This window comes from Collinsella sp. CLA-ER-H3 (assembly GCF_040092425.1).
In the GTDB taxonomy this organism is placed as follows: Bacteria; Actinomycetota; Coriobacteriia; order Coriobacteriales; family Coriobacteriaceae; genus Collinsella.
This window is the reverse complement of sequence record NZ_JBBNLP010000002.1, coordinates 227,741-245,428: the sequence shown is the minus strand read 5'-3', so window position 1 is coordinate 245,428 and position 17,688 is coordinate 227,741. Positions and strand designations below refer to the sequence as shown.

17 protein-coding genes are annotated in these 17,688 nt (G+C 60.1%); 13 read left to right on the top strand and 4 right to left on the bottom strand.

Translation table 11 applies throughout. The annotated features are described in order from the left end of the window. The first annotated feature begins 3 nt into the window (after positions 1-3). From AAAX32_RS02645 to AAAX32_RS02625, 5 genes are all read left to right on the top strand, one after another. Positions 4-510 (top strand): CBS domain-containing protein, encoded by a 507-nt coding sequence (locus AAAX32_RS02645; RefSeq protein ID WP_349099912.1) that lies wholly within the window; start codon positions 4-6, stop codon positions 508-510. Between the two features lie 174 nt (positions 511-684). After that, the gene (locus AAAX32_RS02640; RefSeq protein ID WP_006234744.1) at positions 685-993 is read left to right on the top strand and encodes an MGMT family protein; all 309 of its coding nucleotides are present in this window, start codon (positions 685-687) and stop codon (positions 991-993) included. Positions 994-1,498: 505 nt separating this feature from the next. Continuing rightward, positions 1,499-1,834, top strand: coding sequence for a hypothetical protein (locus AAAX32_RS02635; protein ID WP_349099911.1), 336 nt, complete (start codon positions 1,499-1,501; stop codon positions 1,832-1,834). A gap of 5 nt (positions 1,835-1,839) precedes the next feature. After that, the gene (locus AAAX32_RS02630) at positions 1,840-2,466 is read left to right on the top strand and encodes a tyrosine-type recombinase/integrase (RefSeq protein WP_329932505.1); all 627 of its coding nucleotides are present in this window, start codon (positions 1,840-1,842) and stop codon (positions 2,464-2,466) included. Positions 2,467-2,539: 73 nt separating this feature from the next. Further along, positions 2,540-2,779 (top strand): hypothetical protein, encoded by a 240-nt coding sequence (locus AAAX32_RS02625; RefSeq protein ID WP_052044012.1) that lies wholly within the window; start codon positions 2,540-2,542, stop codon positions 2,777-2,779. 227 nt (positions 2,780-3,006) lie between these two features. Here the strand turns inward: AAAX32_RS02625 and AAAX32_RS02620 are convergent, their stop codons facing one another. Next, positions 3,007-4,098 carry an ATP-binding protein gene (locus tag AAAX32_RS02620; protein ID WP_349099910.1) on the bottom strand — a complete coding sequence of 364 codons (1,092 nt, stop codon included), beginning with the start codon at positions 4,096-4,098 and terminating at the stop codon, positions 3,007-3,009. Positions 4,099-4,599: 501 nt separating this feature from the next. Here AAAX32_RS02620 and AAAX32_RS02615 point away from each other — a divergent pair. Then, entirely contained in the window at positions 4,600-5,292 is a 693-nt protein-coding gene (locus AAAX32_RS02615; protein ID WP_349099909.1) for a GntR family transcriptional regulator, read from the top strand. A 326-nt stretch (positions 5,293-5,618) separates the two neighbouring features. Here the strand turns inward: AAAX32_RS02615 and eda are convergent, their stop codons facing one another. Then, complete coding sequence (eda, locus tag AAAX32_RS02610) at positions 5,619-6,260, bottom strand: bifunctional 4-hydroxy-2-oxoglutarate aldolase/2-dehydro-3-deoxy-phosphogluconate aldolase (protein ID WP_035136869.1); 642 nt, start codon at positions 6,258-6,260, stop codon at positions 5,619-5,621. A gap of 253 nt (positions 6,261-6,513) precedes the next feature. After that, complete coding sequence (locus tag AAAX32_RS02605; protein ID WP_349099908.1) at positions 6,514-7,548, bottom strand: sugar kinase; 1,035 nt, start codon at positions 7,546-7,548, stop codon at positions 6,514-6,516. A gap of 234 nt (positions 7,549-7,782) precedes the next feature. Here AAAX32_RS02605 and AAAX32_RS02600 point away from each other — a divergent pair, with 234 nt between their 5' ends. The 7 genes from AAAX32_RS02600 (at position 7,783) to ligA (ending at position 16,026) form a co-directional block, all read left to right on the top strand. Continuing rightward, entirely contained in the window at positions 7,783-8,805 is a 1,023-nt protein-coding gene (locus tag AAAX32_RS02600) for a LacI family DNA-binding transcriptional regulator (RefSeq protein ID WP_349099907.1), read from the top strand. Positions 8,806-8,847: 42 nt separating this feature from the next. After that, positions 8,848-9,342 (top strand): type II toxin-antitoxin system RelB/DinJ family antitoxin, encoded by a 495-nt coding sequence (locus AAAX32_RS02595; RefSeq protein ID WP_196031451.1) that lies wholly within the window; start codon positions 8,848-8,850, stop codon positions 9,340-9,342. Beyond that, on the top strand, positions 9,329-9,700 hold the full coding sequence (locus tag AAAX32_RS02590; RefSeq protein ID WP_117770061.1) for a HepT-like ribonuclease domain-containing protein: 372 nt from the start codon (positions 9,329-9,331) through the stop codon (positions 9,698-9,700). The genes AAAX32_RS02595 and AAAX32_RS02590 overlap by 14 nt, the downstream gene beginning before the upstream one ends. Positions 9,701-9,834: 134 nt before the next feature. Next, entirely contained in the window at positions 9,835-11,172 is a 1,338-nt protein-coding gene (locus AAAX32_RS02585; RefSeq protein ID WP_349099906.1) for a glutamine synthetase family protein, read from the top strand. Between the two features lie 50 nt (positions 11,173-11,222). After that, positions 11,223-11,885, top strand: coding sequence for a response regulator transcription factor (locus AAAX32_RS02580; protein ID WP_349099905.1), 663 nt, complete (start codon positions 11,223-11,225; stop codon positions 11,883-11,885). A gap of 208 nt (positions 11,886-12,093) precedes the next feature. Beyond that, positions 12,094-13,548, top strand: a complete 1,455-nt coding sequence (locus AAAX32_RS02575) for a trypsin-like peptidase domain-containing protein (RefSeq protein WP_349099904.1) — start codon at positions 12,094-12,096, stop codon at positions 13,546-13,548. A 249-nt stretch (positions 13,549-13,797) separates the two neighbouring features. Then, entirely contained in the window at positions 13,798-16,026 is a 2,229-nt protein-coding gene (gene ligA, locus AAAX32_RS02570; RefSeq protein ID WP_349099903.1) for an NAD-dependent DNA ligase LigA, read from the top strand. Between the two features lie 156 nt (positions 16,027-16,182). Here the strand turns inward: ligA and AAAX32_RS02565 are convergent, their stop codons facing one another. Continuing rightward, positions 16,183-17,529 (bottom strand): MATE family efflux transporter, encoded by a 1,347-nt coding sequence (locus AAAX32_RS02565; protein WP_349099902.1) that lies wholly within the window; start codon positions 17,527-17,529, stop codon positions 16,183-16,185. Between the last annotated feature and the right edge of the window lie 159 nt (positions 17,530-17,688).

Here is a 17,688-nt window from a genome sequence, read left to right as displayed (position 1 = left end):
GCGATGTCCGAGATTCTGTCCGAGCGCATCCCGCTCGAGCTCGAGGGGACGCCCGTTTCGAGCATCATGATTGAAGAGCCGTTCACCTGCACGCAGGATTGCACGATTTCCGACGTGGTGCGCATGCTCGCCGAAAACGAGGTGAGCAGCATGCCCGTAATCGATGAGCGCAACCAGGTGGTCGGGTTCATCTCCGACGGCGATGTCATGGGAGCCATCGCGCAGCATCGCGCTCACACCATCTTCACGGGCGGCGACGCGTCCATGCTGTACTTCGACGATCAGAGCCTTGAGCAGCGCATCGAAGCCCTGAAGGATCGCTGCGTCATGGATTTCGCGACGCGCCAGGTAGTGTGTGCCCGTCCCGAGCAGAGCATCGCCCGCGTCGCCGCGCTGCTGGCGAAGAAGAAGTTCAAGAAGCTTCCTGTGGTTGATGACGAGGGCAAACTCGTGGGGGTCATCCGCCGCTCCGCCATCACCAAATACATCTTCGGCATCCTTTTCCAATAGGGGCAGGTCGCACTTGAGGCGAACATCTCGAGGCATCGAGCCAGCAACTGGACCAGACAACCTTGACACGCACGCGCTTTCCCTCGATGCTTCGGTAAGGGGAGCTGCGAAAATCGCAGCACGGGTGATCGGCGCCGCGCCCCCGAAGGCAAAAGCGAACACGGGAGCGATACGATGGGAAAAGTCCTGGACGAAGATTTGGTTTATGAGATTCTCTCCGTCGTGGCAGAGATTCCGGCGGGATGCGTCGCCTCGTACGGTCAGATAGCGCGCCTCATCGGCAGGGAGAAAAACTCTCGCCTGGTCGGAGCGGTGCTGAGCGAGGCGGATCGCTACGGCGATTATCCCTGCCACCGCGTCGTCAACCACGCGGGACGCCTCGCGCCAAACTTCCCCGACCAGCGAGCACTACTGACGGAGGAAGGAGTCGCCTTCCGAGACAACGGCTGCGTCGACATGAAAAAGCACCAGTGGAACGAGTAGCCAGGCAGCGTAGCGTCGAAAGGAGCGACGCCACGGGGAACGACCTGCGCCCCGCCGCCGGACAACCTATGGCAAAGTGACACGTCCCACAAAGAGCGGCGCACCAGTACGAGACACGACCGCGACGTAAAAAGACCCTATGATACTCGTAAGCATCTATCTGATTGCCCGCCTCGAGGTACCCAAAGAACGAGAGATGCCGAAACCCCTAGACAAAGAAAAAGGTCGGGAGCTTTTATGCTTCCGACCTGAAGTTTCATGGTCGCGGGGGGCGGATTTGAACCACCGACCTTCGGGTTATGAGGTCGCTACGACGTTGTTTCATTCAGACATTTCGACCCAAATTCGACCCACAACGAGCTTGAAAGCGGTCAGGCGGAGCATTACCCTTGGGGTGTGACCCCACGCAGGGCCCACCACCAAGGGTAATGCCCACCCGCCCCAGCCCTTTGCGCCATTCCGCGCAACCGAGCGCGATTCTCAGGCACTTCAGGCAAGGAACACGATGAACGACCGACCTCTCGTCATAGGCAAAGGAACGAAGCAACGCCGCGACAAATACAGGTGGCGCTACCGTCACAGCCTCGGCAAGGATCCGGTCACGGGCAAATACCGCTATTCGCCGTGGCAGACCATACATACCACCAAAAGCCGAGAGGTCGACGCCGCACTCGAAGCCTACAAGGCAGAACTCAACAGCGGCACCTACGTCCAAAAATCGAGGGACACCGTCGGCTCGTACGCAAAAAAGTTCCACGACAACCGCGAAGGAACCATCACGCCGCTCGCCTACTCGACATCCTACTCAATCGAGAACCGGACGCGCACATCACATGCGTGATGCTCATGCTCGACACCGACATGAGAAGGGCAGAAGCCCTCGGGATGACGTGGTCCGATGTCTCCGTCGAGAACAGAAGCATCCTCATTGAGCAGCAGTTCGCGGCCGATCGAAGCGTTCGCTCGCCCAAAAGCAAGAAAAGCGTGCGGAGGATCTCGATAAGCGAGACGCTGACGTCGTATCTCGAATTCTGGAAAAAGGAGCAGGCCCGCGAAATGGAAGCCTTCGGCCTGGAACAAGTCAAAGGCACTCCGCTCGTCCACTCATTCGAACGAACGAAAGACAGGCATCCCCAAGTCAACTTCATGGACCTGAATGGGTTTTCGCGCTGGTTCAGAAACTTCAGCGTCGAGAACGGGTTCGGCAAGTTCGAAGGCGTTCGAACATACCATTATGTGAAGGAAACTGTCGACGGGGAAACGATTTCGAAGCGTTATGAGCATAAAGAGTGGCTCGAATTGAGGGATTACCTCAGGAAGCATCCCAAGGTTCGCGAGGCGAGGCATATCAGCACATATGAGAGCGAGCACCTTCCTTACGGATATTCGGGCCTATCGAGCCACACCGCTACTGCCGCTACTGCCCGCTACTGCCCGCTACTGCCCGCCAGCTTCCGAACCAGCGGGCGGTAGCAGCACCCCGAACATCTCGCCGACAGCACAGAGAGTCGTCGACCTGGCGGCCAAGGCCGACATCGAGGACGTGATGCTGTGCGACCTGCCCGGCGTCCTGTCCTTCCTAGGGCTGCCACCTGAGACGGAGATGCCGCCGGGCAACAAGGGGAAGACGAAGCTCAAGAAGCTCTACAGGAAGGTGGCGCCGAACAAGGCATACCACTCCGGCGAGCGCGCCAAGGATTTGATCTCGCACCTCGACATGGCAGAGATCAGGGCATCGGCGCCCGTCCCGCTCGGAGAGATAGACAGAGCGGTCGTAAGCGGCTGATGTAACTTCTGACACCCTAGAACTTACATCGAGCCCCGATTCGAGCTCGGGGCTCTTTTCGTCTAGATTGGGGACGCATGGCCGGACGAAAACAATTTGCGTCTGGTAATAAGCGTACGAAAGCGCAATTTACGTCTTAATTCCGTACGCAAATCAAGACGAAAATCGTTTACGTCTGCTTTAATCCGTACGAAAACGGTTTTCGTCTTGCAGGGCAGTTGCCGTTTCTACAGTTCAACTTCCAGTTCGGCTTTGTGCTCGTAGAGGTAGTCGCGCATGTAGGGGATGGCAAATGAGACCTTGCCGTACGAGGGAGCCTCGATAATCGATTCTCTTAACAGGCGGCTGCGGACGGAACTCACCTGTTGAGGCGTTTTGTTTAGGGCATCGGCAACCATGCTGGTCGAGCTCGTCTGCCCCAAAGACGCCATGCTCAGCAGATAAGCGATGCACGTGGGCGGAATGCGCTGCAGCGCGGGCTCAATCACCATGGCGCAGAAGCGTTCGCGTGCCGTTGCAATGCCACGCTCGGCTTCTTCTTCTCCAATAATCGTTGTATGTGCGCGTCTTGCCAACTGCCATGCGTAGTATCCAACGAGTTGGATCATGAAAGGATAGCCCTGCGTTGCCTCGGCAAGTTGGCCGGCAATACCTGGCTGCAACTCCATGCCAGACGCTTCAATGGTTTCCTCGAGGGAGTACGACACTTCGGTTACTGCCACAGCCTTCAGGTCAAAGGGGAGGGCGCGGCGCAAAAACGCAAGTGTCTTTCCGTTGATGATGCTTTCAATCATCGAAGGCAGCCCAGCAAAAACAAAGGCTATATCAAGGTCTTCGCCGATAACCTGCTGAATCGCAATGGAGAGCGTTCGGACCTCATCGAGCTCTGCGTCTTGAACCTCGTCGAGAGTGATGAGCAGGCCATTTCCATTCTTGGATATTGTCTGTCTCATGGCGTCGCGTAGCGATGGACCGATTCGCTCAATGTCTATGCTGCCGATGGATATGCCAGCTACGGTGGGCTCAAATCTGGCGTGTTTGGCCTGGAATTTGGGCTGCAGCTGTTCGAGAATGCGTTGGCAAAGTCCCTCGGTTGCGACCTCTTTTATGACCGTCCAGCCACGGCTTTGCGCCAAACGTGAGCACTCGTCAAGGAGGACCGTCTTGCCCGTTCCACGGACGCCGGCTATGCGCATTAGGCGCCCCGGGGCACCAGGCCCGTTGACGAGGCCCTCATTGAATTCTTCGAGCACATCTTCGCGGCCGATAATCGTGGGAGGTGTTTTACCTGCTGTGGGCTTAAAAGGGTTTGTTTGCATGTGAGCCACCTTTGCTCAAGATATAGCAAGATATAGCAAAGTATAGCAAGATATAGCAAAGTATAGTGAGATATAGCAAAGTAAGCGCTACTCGCGGGTTTTGCGGTGGTGCTATTTTCCAAATGCCGCGCGGATAAAGCGCTGGTCGAACAGCTTGTTGGCAACTCACGAGGGCTCGGGGTGCCAATTTGGGATGGAGTGGTGCTGTGCCACGAATAGGGCCTATCTACTACGTTTAAGCCGCAGAGGTCAACCATAGCCGGCTTTTTCGAAAATCGACAAGCTGCCTACCTGCGGTTTTGTTTTCACGGTTTTCGGTATGGCCGAGGCTGTCCGTGTTAACGTAGTAGATGGGCCACTTTTGTGGCAAGGGGGCCGATCTGCGGGCCAGGGTAGCTAAAAGAGCCCCGTCCCAAAAAGACTGATTGGGAGCTGGGGCGTGTCGATGCGATAGTATTGCATGGTGGTATTCGACTAACCGAGGGTTTATCCGAGGGCTTTATGGAACAGCACCGGCATTATCAGAGCCTGCAAGATCAGGCATACAACGCATTACGCTCCAAGATCATCTATGCCGAGCTCAGGCCCGGCACGCGTCTTTCGGCGATTGGTCTGGAAAAGGAGACGGGAATCGGGCGCACGCCCATTCGCGAGTCATTTGTGCGCCTGCGTGAGCAGGAGCTGGTGGAAACGCGTCCCAAAAGCGGCACCTATGTCTCAAAAATCAGCATGGAGCGTGCCGAGAACGCCTGTTTCTTGCGTGAGAAGCTCGAGAGAAGCGTGCTTATTAAATGCTGTTCGGCTTCCTCGCCCGAGCAAAAGCAGCGGCTTGAGCAGATTCTTACCGAGTCCGAGTCGCTCGACCATAGCGAAACGCGTCGTTTCTTTGACCTGGACAACCTGTTCCATGAGACGTGTTTTGAGATTGCTGGCCGTCACATGTTGTGGGATTGGATGAAGAGCATCAACACGCATTTTGAGCGATACAACTGGTTGCGTATGGTGTCGCAGGATTTGGATTGGGAGCCGATTCGTCGTCAGCACCGTCGGATTTTGGAGGCCATTAAGGAAGGCGACACCGATACGGCGAGCTATCTGGCAGAGACGCACTTGCACCTGATGCCCGAGGAGCAGGGCCCGGTTATCGCCTTGCATCCCGACTATTTTGAGCTGTCCAAAGACTCGTTCATCTAATCAATCCCCATATAAGTTGCGGTGAAATAGGGGCACGAAAAAGCTGCGGCGCCGCTTGGAGGAAAAGACCGGAAGCAAGGGTCCATTCCTCCAGACGGCACCGCAGCTGTTTTGGTGGCTCGGCTTTTGTCGAAGTGGCTTAGTTGAGCGCGACGGCCAGCCGAGTAGGCAAAGCGGCTTGGAGGCGTGTCGCTTCCGTCACGTTCTATCAGCATACAAGACGGTTTTGGTTCTTGTTCGTGACGGAAACGGCGCGCTTCCGAGCCGCTTTAAAAGAAAGGGGGCGAGGTTTAGGGCACGCCCCCTTTCACGATAGAGAGCTAAACCTAGCCGCGGACCTTCTTGACGACGTCCATGGCCTCGTGGGCGATCTGCTCGACCTTGGAGAAGTCGCCGTCGGCAAACAGGGCCGGCTTGACCATCCAGGTGCCACCGCAGGCGATGATGGCGGAGGAGCTCAGGTACTCCTCGACGTTGGCGGTGCTCACGCCGCCGGTAGGCATAAAGCGGTGACCGACAAACGGAGCGGCGAGGGCCTTGATGGTGTTCAGGCCGCCATACTGGGACGCGGGGAAGAACTTGGTGACCTTGAGGCCCAGGTTCTCGGCTGCGGTGACCTCGGAGGGGGTCACGGTGCCGGGAAGGACGGGCAGGTCGATGTCGATGCAGTGCTTCACGACGTCCTCGTTGTAACCCGGGGAGACGATGAACTTGGCACCGGCTGCGCGGGCCTGCTCAACCTGCTCGACGGTCAGGACAGTGCCGGCGCCAACGCACATCTCGGGCTCGGCCTCGGCCATAGCGGCGATGCACTCGGCGGCGCAGGCGGTGCGGAAGGTGACCTCGGCTGACTTCATGCCAGCTGCCATAAGGGCGTGGGCGAGCGGAGCGGCGTCCTCGACCTTGTCGAGCACAACGACCGGCACGATGCCCAGGGACTCAAGCGTGGTGTAGAACTGATCGAACATGATGTTCCTTTCGATGTGTGGCGCGCATGGGCGCGTGATTGCCAAATGTGCTGGTCAGGAGCCGATTTTGGATTGGTTATCGGAGGCACTGCTTGGGGTTCAAGCAATTCCAAAACCGGCTGCTCGACCAGTCATGTAGGGAATGCCAGGCAAAACCGGAATGGGACTGGTGGTTTTGCCCGGTCGGAGGAATCGGGGAGCGGGCCGCAGGGGTATGGGATTGGAAAGCTGCGGCCCGCGGAATGGAGACGGACTAGCGCGCGACGCGGGTGCCACCGTCGGCGGCTGATGCCACGGCTGCGATCTCGTCTGCGGTCACCAAGTTGGAATCGCCCTTGATGGTGAGCTTGAGGATCGACGCTGCAATGGCGTAGTTGACGGCGTCCTGCGGGTCAAAATCGTTGATGAGGGCATGGACGAGGCCGGCGTTGAAAGCGTCGCCGGCGGCAACGCCCTCGAGCACGTGCACGTCGTGAGCAGGGGAGAACCAGTGCTCGCCGCTCTCGGCGTCAAAGAGCATGCCCATCCAGATGGAGCGCTCGACGCAGGAGATGTTGCGGACGACCGAGGCGACCTTCTTGCAGCCGTACTCGGCGCAGATCTGGCGGGCCATCTCGACGTAGGTGTCGCGCTCCTCGATGCCGTGGGCAAGGGAACCGGAGACGCAGGTCATGCCGAGGCCGGCAGGCGCATCCTCGTCGTTGGCGATGCAGATGTCGACGAGCGGCAGGAGTTCCTTCATGGTGGCCTGCGATTTCTCGGGCGACCACATCTTGCCGCGATAGTTCACGTCGCACACGGTGGTGATGCCCTTGGCGCGGCAGGCGGCGAGCGCCTCCTTGCAGGCGGCGGCCATCTCGTCGGAGACGGCGGGGGTCACGCCGGAGAAGTAGAAGACATCGATGCCCTTGAGGATCTCGTCCCAGTCAAAAACATCGCGCTTGGCCATGTTGATGGCAGAGAACTTGCGGTCGTAGACGCAGCCGTTGCCGCGCTGCGAGGCGCCGACCTCAAACACATAGGAGCCAAGACGGTCGCCCTGACGCACGACGCGCGTTGTGTCGACGCCGTAGGCCTTCAGCGAGCGCAGCGCGCACTCGCCTAGGCGGTTGGCCGGAACAACGGAGACGTAAGCGGCCTTGTCGCCCTGGTAGGCCAGGGAAAGCGCAGTGTTGGCCTCGGCGCCGCCGTAGCGGACGTCAAACTCGGTTGCCTGCTCAATACGCAGGTGGTCTTTGGGCGAGAGTCTCATCATGATCTCGCCGAAGGTAAGAACCGTTTTACCCATGGTCGCGCAGCTCCTTTTACTCATGCGTACACCTTTGATATGGCGTTGGCACGCAGGTGCCAAGACGGTAGGGTGCGTCTTTGCACCTGCGTGCCAACGCTCGCCGAAATCGGTTTACGAAATCGGTTTCGTTTCGAGTTGTAGTATACTCACCTACAACGTTTTGCAACCGAGATTTTTAAAAAAATGCCTAAAATGGCTCAGATCGCCGACAATTGGGAAACGGGGTGCGTTATGGCGCAGATGAGAATCAAGGACATTGCCGCCGAGGCGGGCGTGAGCCCGGCCACGGTCTCGCGCTATCTCAACAACCGCCCCGGGCAAATGACCGAGGAGACCCGTGCTCGCATCGCGGCAGTTATCGAGCGCACCGGCTATCGCCCACGTGCCGCCGCGCGCAATCTGCGCAGCTCGCGTACGAACCTCATCGGTGTGATTCTGGCTGACATCGCCAACCCGTTCTCGAGCGCCATGCTCGAGGGCCTTTCCGCCAGCGCCGCGGCGCGCGGCTGCTCGCTCATGACGGCCATTAGCGGCAACGATCCCGCCAAGGAGGCCGAGTCGCTCACCAGACTTATCGATGCCGGCGTGGACGGTCTGGTCGTCAACACCTGCGGAGGCAATGACGAGGCAATCGCCGCGGCAGCGGGACGCCTGCCCGTAGTGCTGCTCGACCGCAACGTTGCCGACGGCGGTGTCGATCTGGTGACATCTAACAACCGTGAGCTGGTCGCCGGCTTGGTAGACGCCTTGGCCGCCGCTGGCAGCGAGCGCCTGTGCCTGCTCACCGAGGCAAGCGACGACAGCCCCGTGCGTCGCGAGCGTGCCGAGGCCTTTGCCGACGAGCTTTCGCGACGCGACCTTGCGGGCGAGGTCGTCACCTTGGCCGACGGTGGCGCCACGGGCGTTGGCCGTTTGGACAAGACCATCCGCGACTACGCGGGCAAAAGGCTCGGCCTTATCGCCGTCAACGGCCTGGTTTTCCTGCGTCTGACCGAGGCGCTGGCGCAGCTTGGTCCCTCGCTGCCGGTGGGGCTCAAGATCGCGACGTTTGACGACTACCCCTGGAACCATGTGCTCTTTGGCGGCGTCACCACGGCCGCGCAGGACACTCTCACCATTGCCGAGCGCGTAGTCGAGCGCCTTTCCGAGCGCATCGACGTCGTTACCACCACCGTGGGCGAGGCCGCAAAGCTGGCGCCCAAACGCATCGAGATCCCCGGCCACATCGAACACCGCGCATCGACCTCGCGCTAGCCTGTGTGATAATATATAGACAATATCATACAGGAGGTATCCATGGCTGCGTCTGTGCTGAGTGTGCGAGTGGACTCGTCAATTAAAGACTCATTTGCCGAGCTGTGCGAAGAGCTTGGCATGACTTCGTCTGTTGCGGTCAATATGTTTATGAGGCAGATGCTGCGCGAGCGCTCTCTGCCGTTTGTTCCTTCACTTGGTAAAAGCTCTGCGAGCGAAAGCGCCGCGACGGGCATTTTGGATACTGCCCAGATTGAGTCCGCCGTCCGCGAGGCAGCCAGCTCGATTCCCGCCATCAAAACCGTGATTCTTTTTGGTTCGTATGCCCGGGGCGAGGCACATGTCGATAGCGATATTGACTTGCGTCTCGAAGTCGATCGCGAGCAGGGCTTTGGTCTTTTCGCGTTGTCGGCGTTTGGCGAGGCGGTTCGCAAAGAAACCGGGAAGCAGGTTGACCTTGTCTCGAGTGACTATCTTGATGACGATCTTGCCGCGGTAATCGAGCGCGAAGGAGTGATCCTTTATGATCGCGCGTAAGTCAGACAGCCTTCGCGCCCAAGAGGTTTTGGATGCCATTTCTGAAACGAACGAGCGCATCAAGGTTTTTGATATCACCGAGGACCAGTTTCTGCATGCGAATGACGTGCGGACGAGGGCGTTGGCGGACTCCCTTTTGATGTGTGCGCTTAGGGTAACGGAAGAAGCGGGCAAATTGTCGGAACGCTCGCAGCGGCTTCATCCCGAAATCGAATGGCGTGGAATTATCGGCATGAGAAATTATCTTGCGCATGATTACGGCAATGTCGACCGCTCGGTTGTTTGGGATGCAGTGACGATGGAGTTCCCTACGCTGGAACGAGCCTGTAGACAAATTGTCTCCGAATCTGAACGCTAGCCGCTCGTTCGTAACGGCCAGTTCGCGCACGTTTTTTGAGCGCTTGATACGCTTTAACCCTGCGGAAACATTTTTCTGCGATAGTATCTGCGATATAGACCAGTCGAAACCCGCCCGAAAGAAAGGGGAGCGACATGAACCAGCAGAACATCGATTACGTACTCCGCTCCGTAGAGCAGCGTGACATCCGCTTTGTGCGTCTGTGGTTTGTCGACATTCTCGGCCGCCTCAAGAACTTCGCCATTAGCCCCGAGGACCTCGAGGTCGCTTTTGAGGAGGGTATTGGCTTTGACGGCTCCGCCATCGAGGGCTTTGCCACGCCCGAGGAAGCCGACATGCTGGCGTTTCCCGATGCATCGACCTTCCAGATCCTGCCGTGGCGCCCGAGCCACAACGGCGTCGCCCGCGTGTTCTGCGACGTGTGCACTCCCGATCGCAAGCCGTTTGCCGGCGACCCGCGCGATGCCCTGCGCCGCATGTTCCGCAAGGCCGAGAAAGCTGGCTATCTGCTCAACGTGGGTGCCGAGCTGGAGTATTACTACTTCCCCGACGAGCACACCCCCGAGCCGCTCGACAACGTGGGCTACTTCGATCTTTCGGTGAGCGATGCCGCTCGCGACCTGCGCCGCAACACGGTCCTCACGCTCGAGAAGATGTCCGTGCCCGTGGAGTACACCTTCCACGCCGCCGGTCGCTCGCAGCACGGCATGAGCCTGCGCCACGCCGAGGCCCTGAGCATGTCCGACGCCATCACCACGGCCAAACTCATCATTAAGCAGCAGGCCTACGAGAGCGGTTGCCACGCCTCCTTTATGCCCAAGCCGTTGGCGGGCGAGGACGGCAGCGCCATGTTTTTGCATCAGTCGCTGTTCGACCACGACGGCAACAACGTCTTTTGGGGCGAGGACGACGAGAAGTACCATCTCTCCGATATCGCCAAGCACTACATGGCCGGCATTCTGGCACACGCGCGCGAGATCAGCGCCATCACCAACCCCACGGTCAACTCGTACAAGCGCATCACCACGGGTGGCGATTCCGTGCCGCAGTACGCCACGTGGGGTCTGCGCAACCGCGCGAGCATGATCCGCATCCCGGTCTACAAGCCCGGCAAGCAGCTGTCCACGCGCATCGAGCTGCGCAGTCCCGATCCCATGGCCAATCCGTACCTGGTCAACGCCGTCACGCTGGCGGCTGGTCTGGACGGCATCGAGCGCAAACTGGAGCTCCCGCCCGAGGCAACGGCCGAGACGCTCAAACTCACCGACCGTCAGATGCTCGAGGCCGGCTACACGCCGCTGCCGCGCTCGCTCAAAGAGGCGCTCGACGTCTTTGAGGACTCGCAGTTTATGAAGGATGCCCTCGGCGAGCACATTCACAGCTTCTTCCTCAAAAAGAAGCGCAACGAGTGGCATAAGTTTGAGTCCACGATCACCGAGTGGGAGATCAAGCATTATCTGGCGAACTCCTAATCGCGCTGGCTTGTTCCAGTACGATTGAGCTCATTTCCTTGGAGGCCGATATGTCCGAAAAGAGTGCCCTGTTCATGGCGCGCACGACGCGCTTCCACGAGTTTGCCCGCAGCTTGACGACCACCCTGGGTGTCGAGGTGAGCCTGGCTACCCCCGATTCGCCGACTGCGTCGCACGACTTTGACCTGCTGATCCTCGATTCCGACGGCATCCGCAGCGACCGCATCGATCAGATTGCCAAGTGGCTTGACGATCGCGGCGGCGTCCCCATGTTGGTGATCGTCGACGACGAGGCGCTCGGCACCCTGCGCCTGCCGAATCACGCGCATGCCGACTTTGTATGCCCCACGGCGACGCCCAACGAGCTTAAGGCTCGTGCACAGCGCCTGATGGGCGAGGAGGAGACCGTCGCCGCCGACGATGTGCTCAACATCGACAACCTCGAGATCAACTTGGCCACCTACCAGGTGACGCTCGATAACGAGCCCATCGACCTGACGCTGATGGAGTACTCGCTGCTGAGCTTTTTGGCGACGCATCCCAACCGTGCCTACAGCCGCGAGGTGCTGCTGCACCGCGTGTGGGGCTTTGAGTACTGCGGCGGCACGCGCACCGTCGACGTGCACATTCGACGCATCCGCTCCAAGGTGGGCCCGCAGATCGCGGCACACATCACCACCGTCCGCGGCGTGGGTTATCTGTTTAAGGACTAGATTTCCACCACAAAGGGGACAGGCACCTTTGTGGTGGTATTGACGCAGGTGCGGGTTCCTTTCGGGCCTGCAACAGAACTTAAGCCTTCCTAAAAGATTGCGTTCTCATACACTTGCGCCCGCATATTGGGGTACAACTCAACGTGAACAATGATGGCCCGCCACATGTTTGGCGGGCCTTTGGTTATTTGACGAAAGGATCGCAGCTATGAGCGAGTACGATTCCCAGCGTCCCCAGGATGCGGGCAACGCCGGCGAGACCCAGCAGCAGCCGCGTGTGCAGGTGGAGTCGACGCCTACCGACGGCAACATTCCCTACGTGCAGGCCTACGACACGCAGACCGGCAAGCCGCTCGGCGGCCAGCAGGTCGTGAACAAGCACACGGTGGTCAAGACCAAGACCAAAAAGCTGCCGATCTTTATTACGGCACTTGCCGGCTGCGCCTGCGGCGCCCTGCTGGTCATTGCGCTCATTATGAGCGGCACGCTCGATATCGGTGGTGGCAAGAATGCCGTGACGGCGGGCGCTTCGGGTTCATCGACGCAAAAGATCACCATCGACTCCGAGGACACCACGCTGGCCGAGGCCGTTTCTGCCAAGGCCCTGCCTTCCGTCGTTTCCATCACCGCCACTTCGAGCGGCAGCCAGAATGGCTCGCTTTCGCAGTCTGCCGACGAGTCGGATAGCTCGGGCAGCGTTGGTTCGGGCGTGGTGCTCGATACCGAGGGCCACATCCTCACCAACAACCATGTGGTCGATGGCTATGACCAGTACGTGGTGACCATGGACGACGGCACCACCTACGAGGCCGAGTTCGTGGGCAACGATGCTTCGAGCGACCTGGCCGTCATCAAGCTCAAGGATGCAGACGCTTCCAAGCTCACGCCGATTGAGATCGGTGATTCCTCCAAGCTCAACGTGGGCGAGTGGGTCATGGCGATCGGCTCGCCGTTCGGCAACGAGCAGTCTGTCTCCACGGGTATCGTGTCGGCGCTCTATCGCTCCACGGCCATGAGCTCTACCAGCGGCAACACCATCTACGCCAACATGATCCAGACCGATGCCGCCATCAACCCGGGCAACTCCGGCGGCGCGCTCGTCAACGACAACGGCGAGCTCGTGGGTATTAACTCGCTCATCGAGAGCTACTCGGGCTCCAGCTCGGGCGTGGGCTTTGCCATTCCGGTCAACTATGCCAAGAACATTGCCGACCAGATCATCGACGGCAAGACGCCGGTTCATCCGTACCTGGGCGCCACGCTTTCGAGCGTCAACGCGCTCAACGCCCGTACCAACAAGCTAAGCACCGATAGCGGCGCCTACGTGGCAAGCGTCGTCGAGGACGGTCCCGCCGCCAAGGCTGGCATCCAAGAGGGCGATGTCATTACCAAGCTGGGTGACGACGAGATTACGAGCGCCGATGGCCTGATCATCGCGCTGCGCAGCCACGAGGTGGGCGAGAAGGTCGAGATTACGCTCATGCGTGGCAAGGACGAGAAGAAGGTCACCGTCGAGCTGGGCTCCGACGAGGAGCTGCAGAACCAGCAGCAGGACGACAGCGCGACCGATACCGGCAACGGTGGTATTACCGACGAGCAGCTGCGCCAGTATCTGGAGGAGCTGTTGGGCCAGCAGGGTCAGGGCTACGGCCAGGGTTACTAGCGAGCCGTATCGCACATATCGAAGCCAGAGGGGGCTGTTCCGCCAACGCGGGGCAGCCCCTCTTTTCTCATTGATCCGTTGGGGACGGAGGAAAACGGATCATTTAAAGCTGATAAGAGCATGGTTTGATCGCGCGATCCACCCCGGTCCGTCGGCTGCCGATTCGGTGCGGTTCGAAAGGGCTATTCGGCGCTATGGTGACCGGTGGTACTCTTGTATCCGTTTGAAATCGAGCGAAGGAGTGCCGCTATGGAGCAATCGAGCCTGTTTGGTGACGGCGTGGACATCGATACCGAAACGCCCGCGAGCGCGGATGCCGCCGCACCGACCGACGCTCGTGCCCAGGCGGCAGCGCGCGCGGCCGAGCTGCGCCACGAGCTCGATTACCACGCCTATCGCTACTACATGCTCGATGCCCCCGAGATCACGGACGCCGCCTTTGACAAAATGCTCGTTGAGCTGCAGGAAATCGAGGCCAACTACCCCGACCTGGTGACACCCGACAGCTACACCCAGCGTGTGGGCGGCTACGTGAGCGAGCAGTTTACGCCGGTCACGCACATGGCACGCATGTATTCCATGGACGACGCCATGGATCTGGACGAACTCGACGCGTGGCTCCAGCGCACCGAGGATGCGCTCGGTGCCGGTAGCGTCACCTATACCTGCGAGCTTAAGATCGACGGTCTGGGCGTGGCGCTTACCTACCAAAACGGCACCTTTGTACGTGCGGCCACACGTGGCGATGGCACCACGGGCGAGGACGTGTCGCTCAACGTTCGTACCATCAAGGATGTGCCCATGCACCTGTCCGAGCCGGCGCTCGCCCACATGGGTGCCGACCGCGAGCGCACCATCGAGGTGCGCGGCGAGGTCTATATGCCCAAGGGCAGCTTTGTTCGTCTGAACGACGAGGCCGATGCCGAGGGCCGCGATCCCTTCGCCAACCCGCGCAACGCCGCTGCTGGCAGCCTGCGACAGAAGGATCCCAAGGTCACGGCGCGCCGCGATCTCGCTACCTTTATCTATGCCATCGCCGATACCGACCCGCTGCACGTCCACAGCCAGCGCGAGTTCCTCGATTGGCTGCGTAGCGCCGGCTTTAGCGTCAACCCTAACGTGGCTCGTTGCGCCACGCCGGCCGAGGTCCATGAGTTCTGTGCCCAGGCGCTTGAGCATCGCGGTGACCTCGATTACGACATCGACGGCGTGGTCGTAAAGGTTGACAGCTTCCAGCAGCAGCTCGACCTGGGCTTTACCGCCCGCGCACCGCGCTGGGCCATCGCCTTTAAGTTCCCGCCCGAGGAAAAGCAGACCGTTCTACGCGAAATTCGCATCCAGGTGGGCCGCACCGGCGTGCTCACGCCGGTCGCCGAGTTCGACCCGGTGACGGTTGCCGGCTCCACCATCGCGCGCGCCACGCTGCACAACATCGACGAGATCCGTCGCAAAAACGTGCGCGAGGGCGACACTATCATCGTGCACAAGGCAGGCGACGTAATCCCCGAGGTCGTGGGCCCGGTGCTCGACAAGCGCCCGGCCGATTCGGTCGACTGGCACATGCCCGAGGTCTGCCCCGTGTGTGGTAGCCCCTTGGTCCACGAGGATGGCGAGGTTGCCTACCGCTGCGTCTCCATCGACTGCCCCGCGCAGCTCAAGGAGCGCCTGCTGCACTGGGTGAGCCGCGGTTGCATGGACGTCGACGGCCTAGGCGATGAGATCGTCGACAAGATGATCGCCGCCGGCCTGATCCACGATGTCGCGGACTTCTACCAGCTCACGGTCGACGACATCGCAGGCTTGGACACGGGGCGCACTTATGCCAGCTCCAACAGCAAAAAGGGCGTCAAGAAGGGCGACCCCATCCCGGTGGGCCTCAAGACGGCCGAGAAAATCATCGCCGAGCTCAACAAGTCCAAGAGTCAGCCGCTCGGTCGCGTACTGTTTGCCCTGGGCATCCGCCACGTGGGCAAGAGCGTGGGCGAGGTCATCGCCGAGCGATTCCTGTCGATTGACAAGCTCATCTTGGCGAGCGAAGAGGATATTGCCGAGTGTGAGGGCATCGGTCCCAAGATTGCAGCGAGCGTCAAGCAGTTCCTGGCCGTGCCCGAGAACCTTGCCGTGCTGGAGCGCCTGCGCCAGGCGGGCCTGTCGCTCGAGGTCGATTTGAGCGCCGCGCACGCGCAAGCCGCAGCCGACGCTGGCGTGGCAGGCGAGCTCGCCGACGCACAGCCGCTTGCGGGTCTGACCTTCGTGCTGACAGGCACGCTCGTCAACCGCACCCGCGACGAGGCGGGCGCGGCGCTCAAGGTGCTCGGCGCCAAGGTTTCGGGCAGTGTGTCGAAGAAGACGAGCTATCTGGTTGCCGGCCCCAAGGCAGGCTCCAAGCTCACCAAGGCCGAGCAGCTGGGTGTACCCGTGCTGGACGAGGACGCGCTCGAGCAGATCCTGGCGACTGGTCAGGTGCCCCAGGCTTAGCGCATTGATAGCCTAATTGAAGAACCGCCCGGGAAGCATGATGCCTTCCGGGCGGTTCTTACTTTGCTGGGGAAACCGGCACCGTGATCTGCGTCACGTAGGTCGCTGGGTCGTCGCTGATGATGTCGTCGATGAGGGCGATTTCGCGTCGCCCCGCTACGCCATCAGTTTGTCAAAAGCTCCGCGGCGGTTGAGCACGGTAAATGCGACAACACAGATGACTGCCGACAAAATCGATCCGCACGGCGAAGCGATGCCCATGGGAAACAGCGTGTCGGAATAGGCGTTCGACAGCAGCCACGCGCCCGGCACGCGAATGAGCGCCACGGCCAGCACGTTGTGCGCAAAGCCGATATAGCTCTTGCCATACGCGGCGAAAAAGCCGCTAAAGCAAATGTGGATGCCGGCAAAGATTGCATCGAAAATATAACTGTGCATATAGCCGGTACCGGCCGCGACCACCGCGGGGTCCTTGGCAAAAAAGCCAATAAACGCCGGCGCCACCAGCCACATCAGCACCGTGATCAGGCAGCCGTACACCACCGAGATCGTCATGGCGTCCTTGAGCACCTGACGCGCGCGATCGCCCTTGCCCGCGCCGGCGTTTTGCGCCGTGAGTGCGCTGACGGTGGCGCCCATGGAACTCGGAACAATGAACAAAAAGCTGATCATCTTCTCGACCAGGCCTACGGCGGCGGCGTCGACGAGCCCTCGGTGGTTGGCGATGACGGTGATAAACATAAACGCCACCTGGATGCAGCCGTCCTGTACAGCCACAGGCACGCCGATCTTAAGAATGCTGCCGAGCACCTCGGGCTGGGGGCGCAGGTCGCTGCGCTTAACGTGGATGTTCGTGCGGCGGCTCTTGAGCCACACGAGCGCGAGGGCAACGCTGGCCGTCTGGGCGGTCACTGTGCCGAGCGCCGCGCCCACGGGGCCGAGCCCCATGTGGCCGATAAGCAGAAAGTCGAGCGCGATGTTGATGATGCATGCCACGCCGATCACGTACATGGGCGAGCGCGAATCGCCCAGGCCGCGAAAGATGGCCGAGAGGATGTTGTATGCGGCGATAAAGGGAATGCCGACAAAGCAGATACGCAGGTAGGCGGCGGTGCCTTCGACCGCCTCGGGCGGCGTGCCAATGAGCGCCACAACCTGCGGGCAAAGTGCAAACAAGATGACGGCCAGTACTACCGAGACGCCCATAAACAGCGTGATGGTATTGCCGATGGCGGTCTCGGCGCGGTCGAAGCGGCGCGAGCCCACGGCGTGGCCGACGATGACCGTCGTTCCCATGGCCAGGCCCACGAGCGTCACGGTAATGATATAGAGCGTCTGCGCGCCATTGCCCACGGCGGTGATGCCGGCGGCGCCACTAAACTGCCCCATCATGTACAGGTCGGCCATGCCGTAGAGCATCTGCAAAAAGTACGAGAGCATATAAGGCAGGGCAAAGACCGCGATGGTCTTGAGGACATTGCCGCGTGTGAGGTCGTGTTCCATGGGCGGGGCTTTCTGGCTGGGTTTGTTTACGTACCAGTGTAGTGAAAACCCTACAACGATTGTAGAGTCAAGGTTTATGTTGGCAGTGGGGCGAAAAAGTCTCGCGCACCATTATTCCGAGTGAATATGGACACACATCACGAGAACTCGCCGCCGGCG

Coding starts and splice junctions, on each gene's coding strand:
- AAAX32_RS02645 (WP_349099912.1), top strand. CDS start 4: ATGTCCGAGATTCTGTCCGAGCGCATCCCGCTCGAGCTCGAGGGGACG.
- AAAX32_RS02640 (WP_006234744.1), top strand. CDS start 685: ATGGGAAAAGTCCTGGACGAAGATTTGGTTTATGAGATTCTCTCCGTC.
- AAAX32_RS02635 (WP_349099911.1), top strand. CDS start 1,499: ATGAACGACCGACCTCTCGTCATAGGCAAAGGAACGAAGCAACGCCGC.
- AAAX32_RS02630 (WP_329932505.1), top strand. CDS start 1,840: ATGCTCGACACCGACATGAGAAGGGCAGAAGCCCTCGGGATGACGTGG.
- AAAX32_RS02625 (WP_052044012.1), top strand. CDS start 2,540: ATGCTGTGCGACCTGCCCGGCGTCCTGTCCTTCCTAGGGCTGCCACCT.
- AAAX32_RS02620 (WP_349099910.1), bottom strand. CDS start 4,098: ATGCAAACAAACCCTTTTAAGCCCACAGCAGGTAAAACACCTCCCACG.
- AAAX32_RS02615 (WP_349099909.1), top strand. CDS start 4,600: ATGGAACAGCACCGGCATTATCAGAGCCTGCAAGATCAGGCATACAAC.
- eda (WP_035136869.1), bottom strand. CDS start 6,260: ATGTTCGATCAGTTCTACACCACGCTTGAGTCCCTGGGCATCGTGCCG.
- AAAX32_RS02605 (WP_349099908.1), bottom strand. CDS start 7,548: ATGGGTAAAACGGTTCTTACCTTCGGCGAGATCATGATGAGACTCTCG.
- AAAX32_RS02600 (WP_349099907.1), top strand. CDS start 7,783: ATGGCGCAGATGAGAATCAAGGACATTGCCGCCGAGGCGGGCGTGAGC.
- AAAX32_RS02595 (WP_196031451.1), top strand. CDS start 8,848: ATGGCTGCGTCTGTGCTGAGTGTGCGAGTGGACTCGTCAATTAAAGAC.
- AAAX32_RS02590 (WP_117770061.1), top strand. CDS start 9,329: ATGATCGCGCGTAAGTCAGACAGCCTTCGCGCCCAAGAGGTTTTGGAT.
- AAAX32_RS02585 (WP_349099906.1), top strand. CDS start 9,835: ATGAACCAGCAGAACATCGATTACGTACTCCGCTCCGTAGAGCAGCGT.
- AAAX32_RS02580 (WP_349099905.1), top strand. CDS start 11,223: ATGTCCGAAAAGAGTGCCCTGTTCATGGCGCGCACGACGCGCTTCCAC.
- AAAX32_RS02575 (WP_349099904.1), top strand. CDS start 12,094: ATGAGCGAGTACGATTCCCAGCGTCCCCAGGATGCGGGCAACGCCGGC.
- ligA (WP_349099903.1), top strand. CDS start 13,798: ATGGAGCAATCGAGCCTGTTTGGTGACGGCGTGGACATCGATACCGAA.
- AAAX32_RS02565 (WP_349099902.1), bottom strand. CDS start 17,529: ATGGAACACGACCTCACACGCGGCAATGTCCTCAAGACCATCGCGGTC.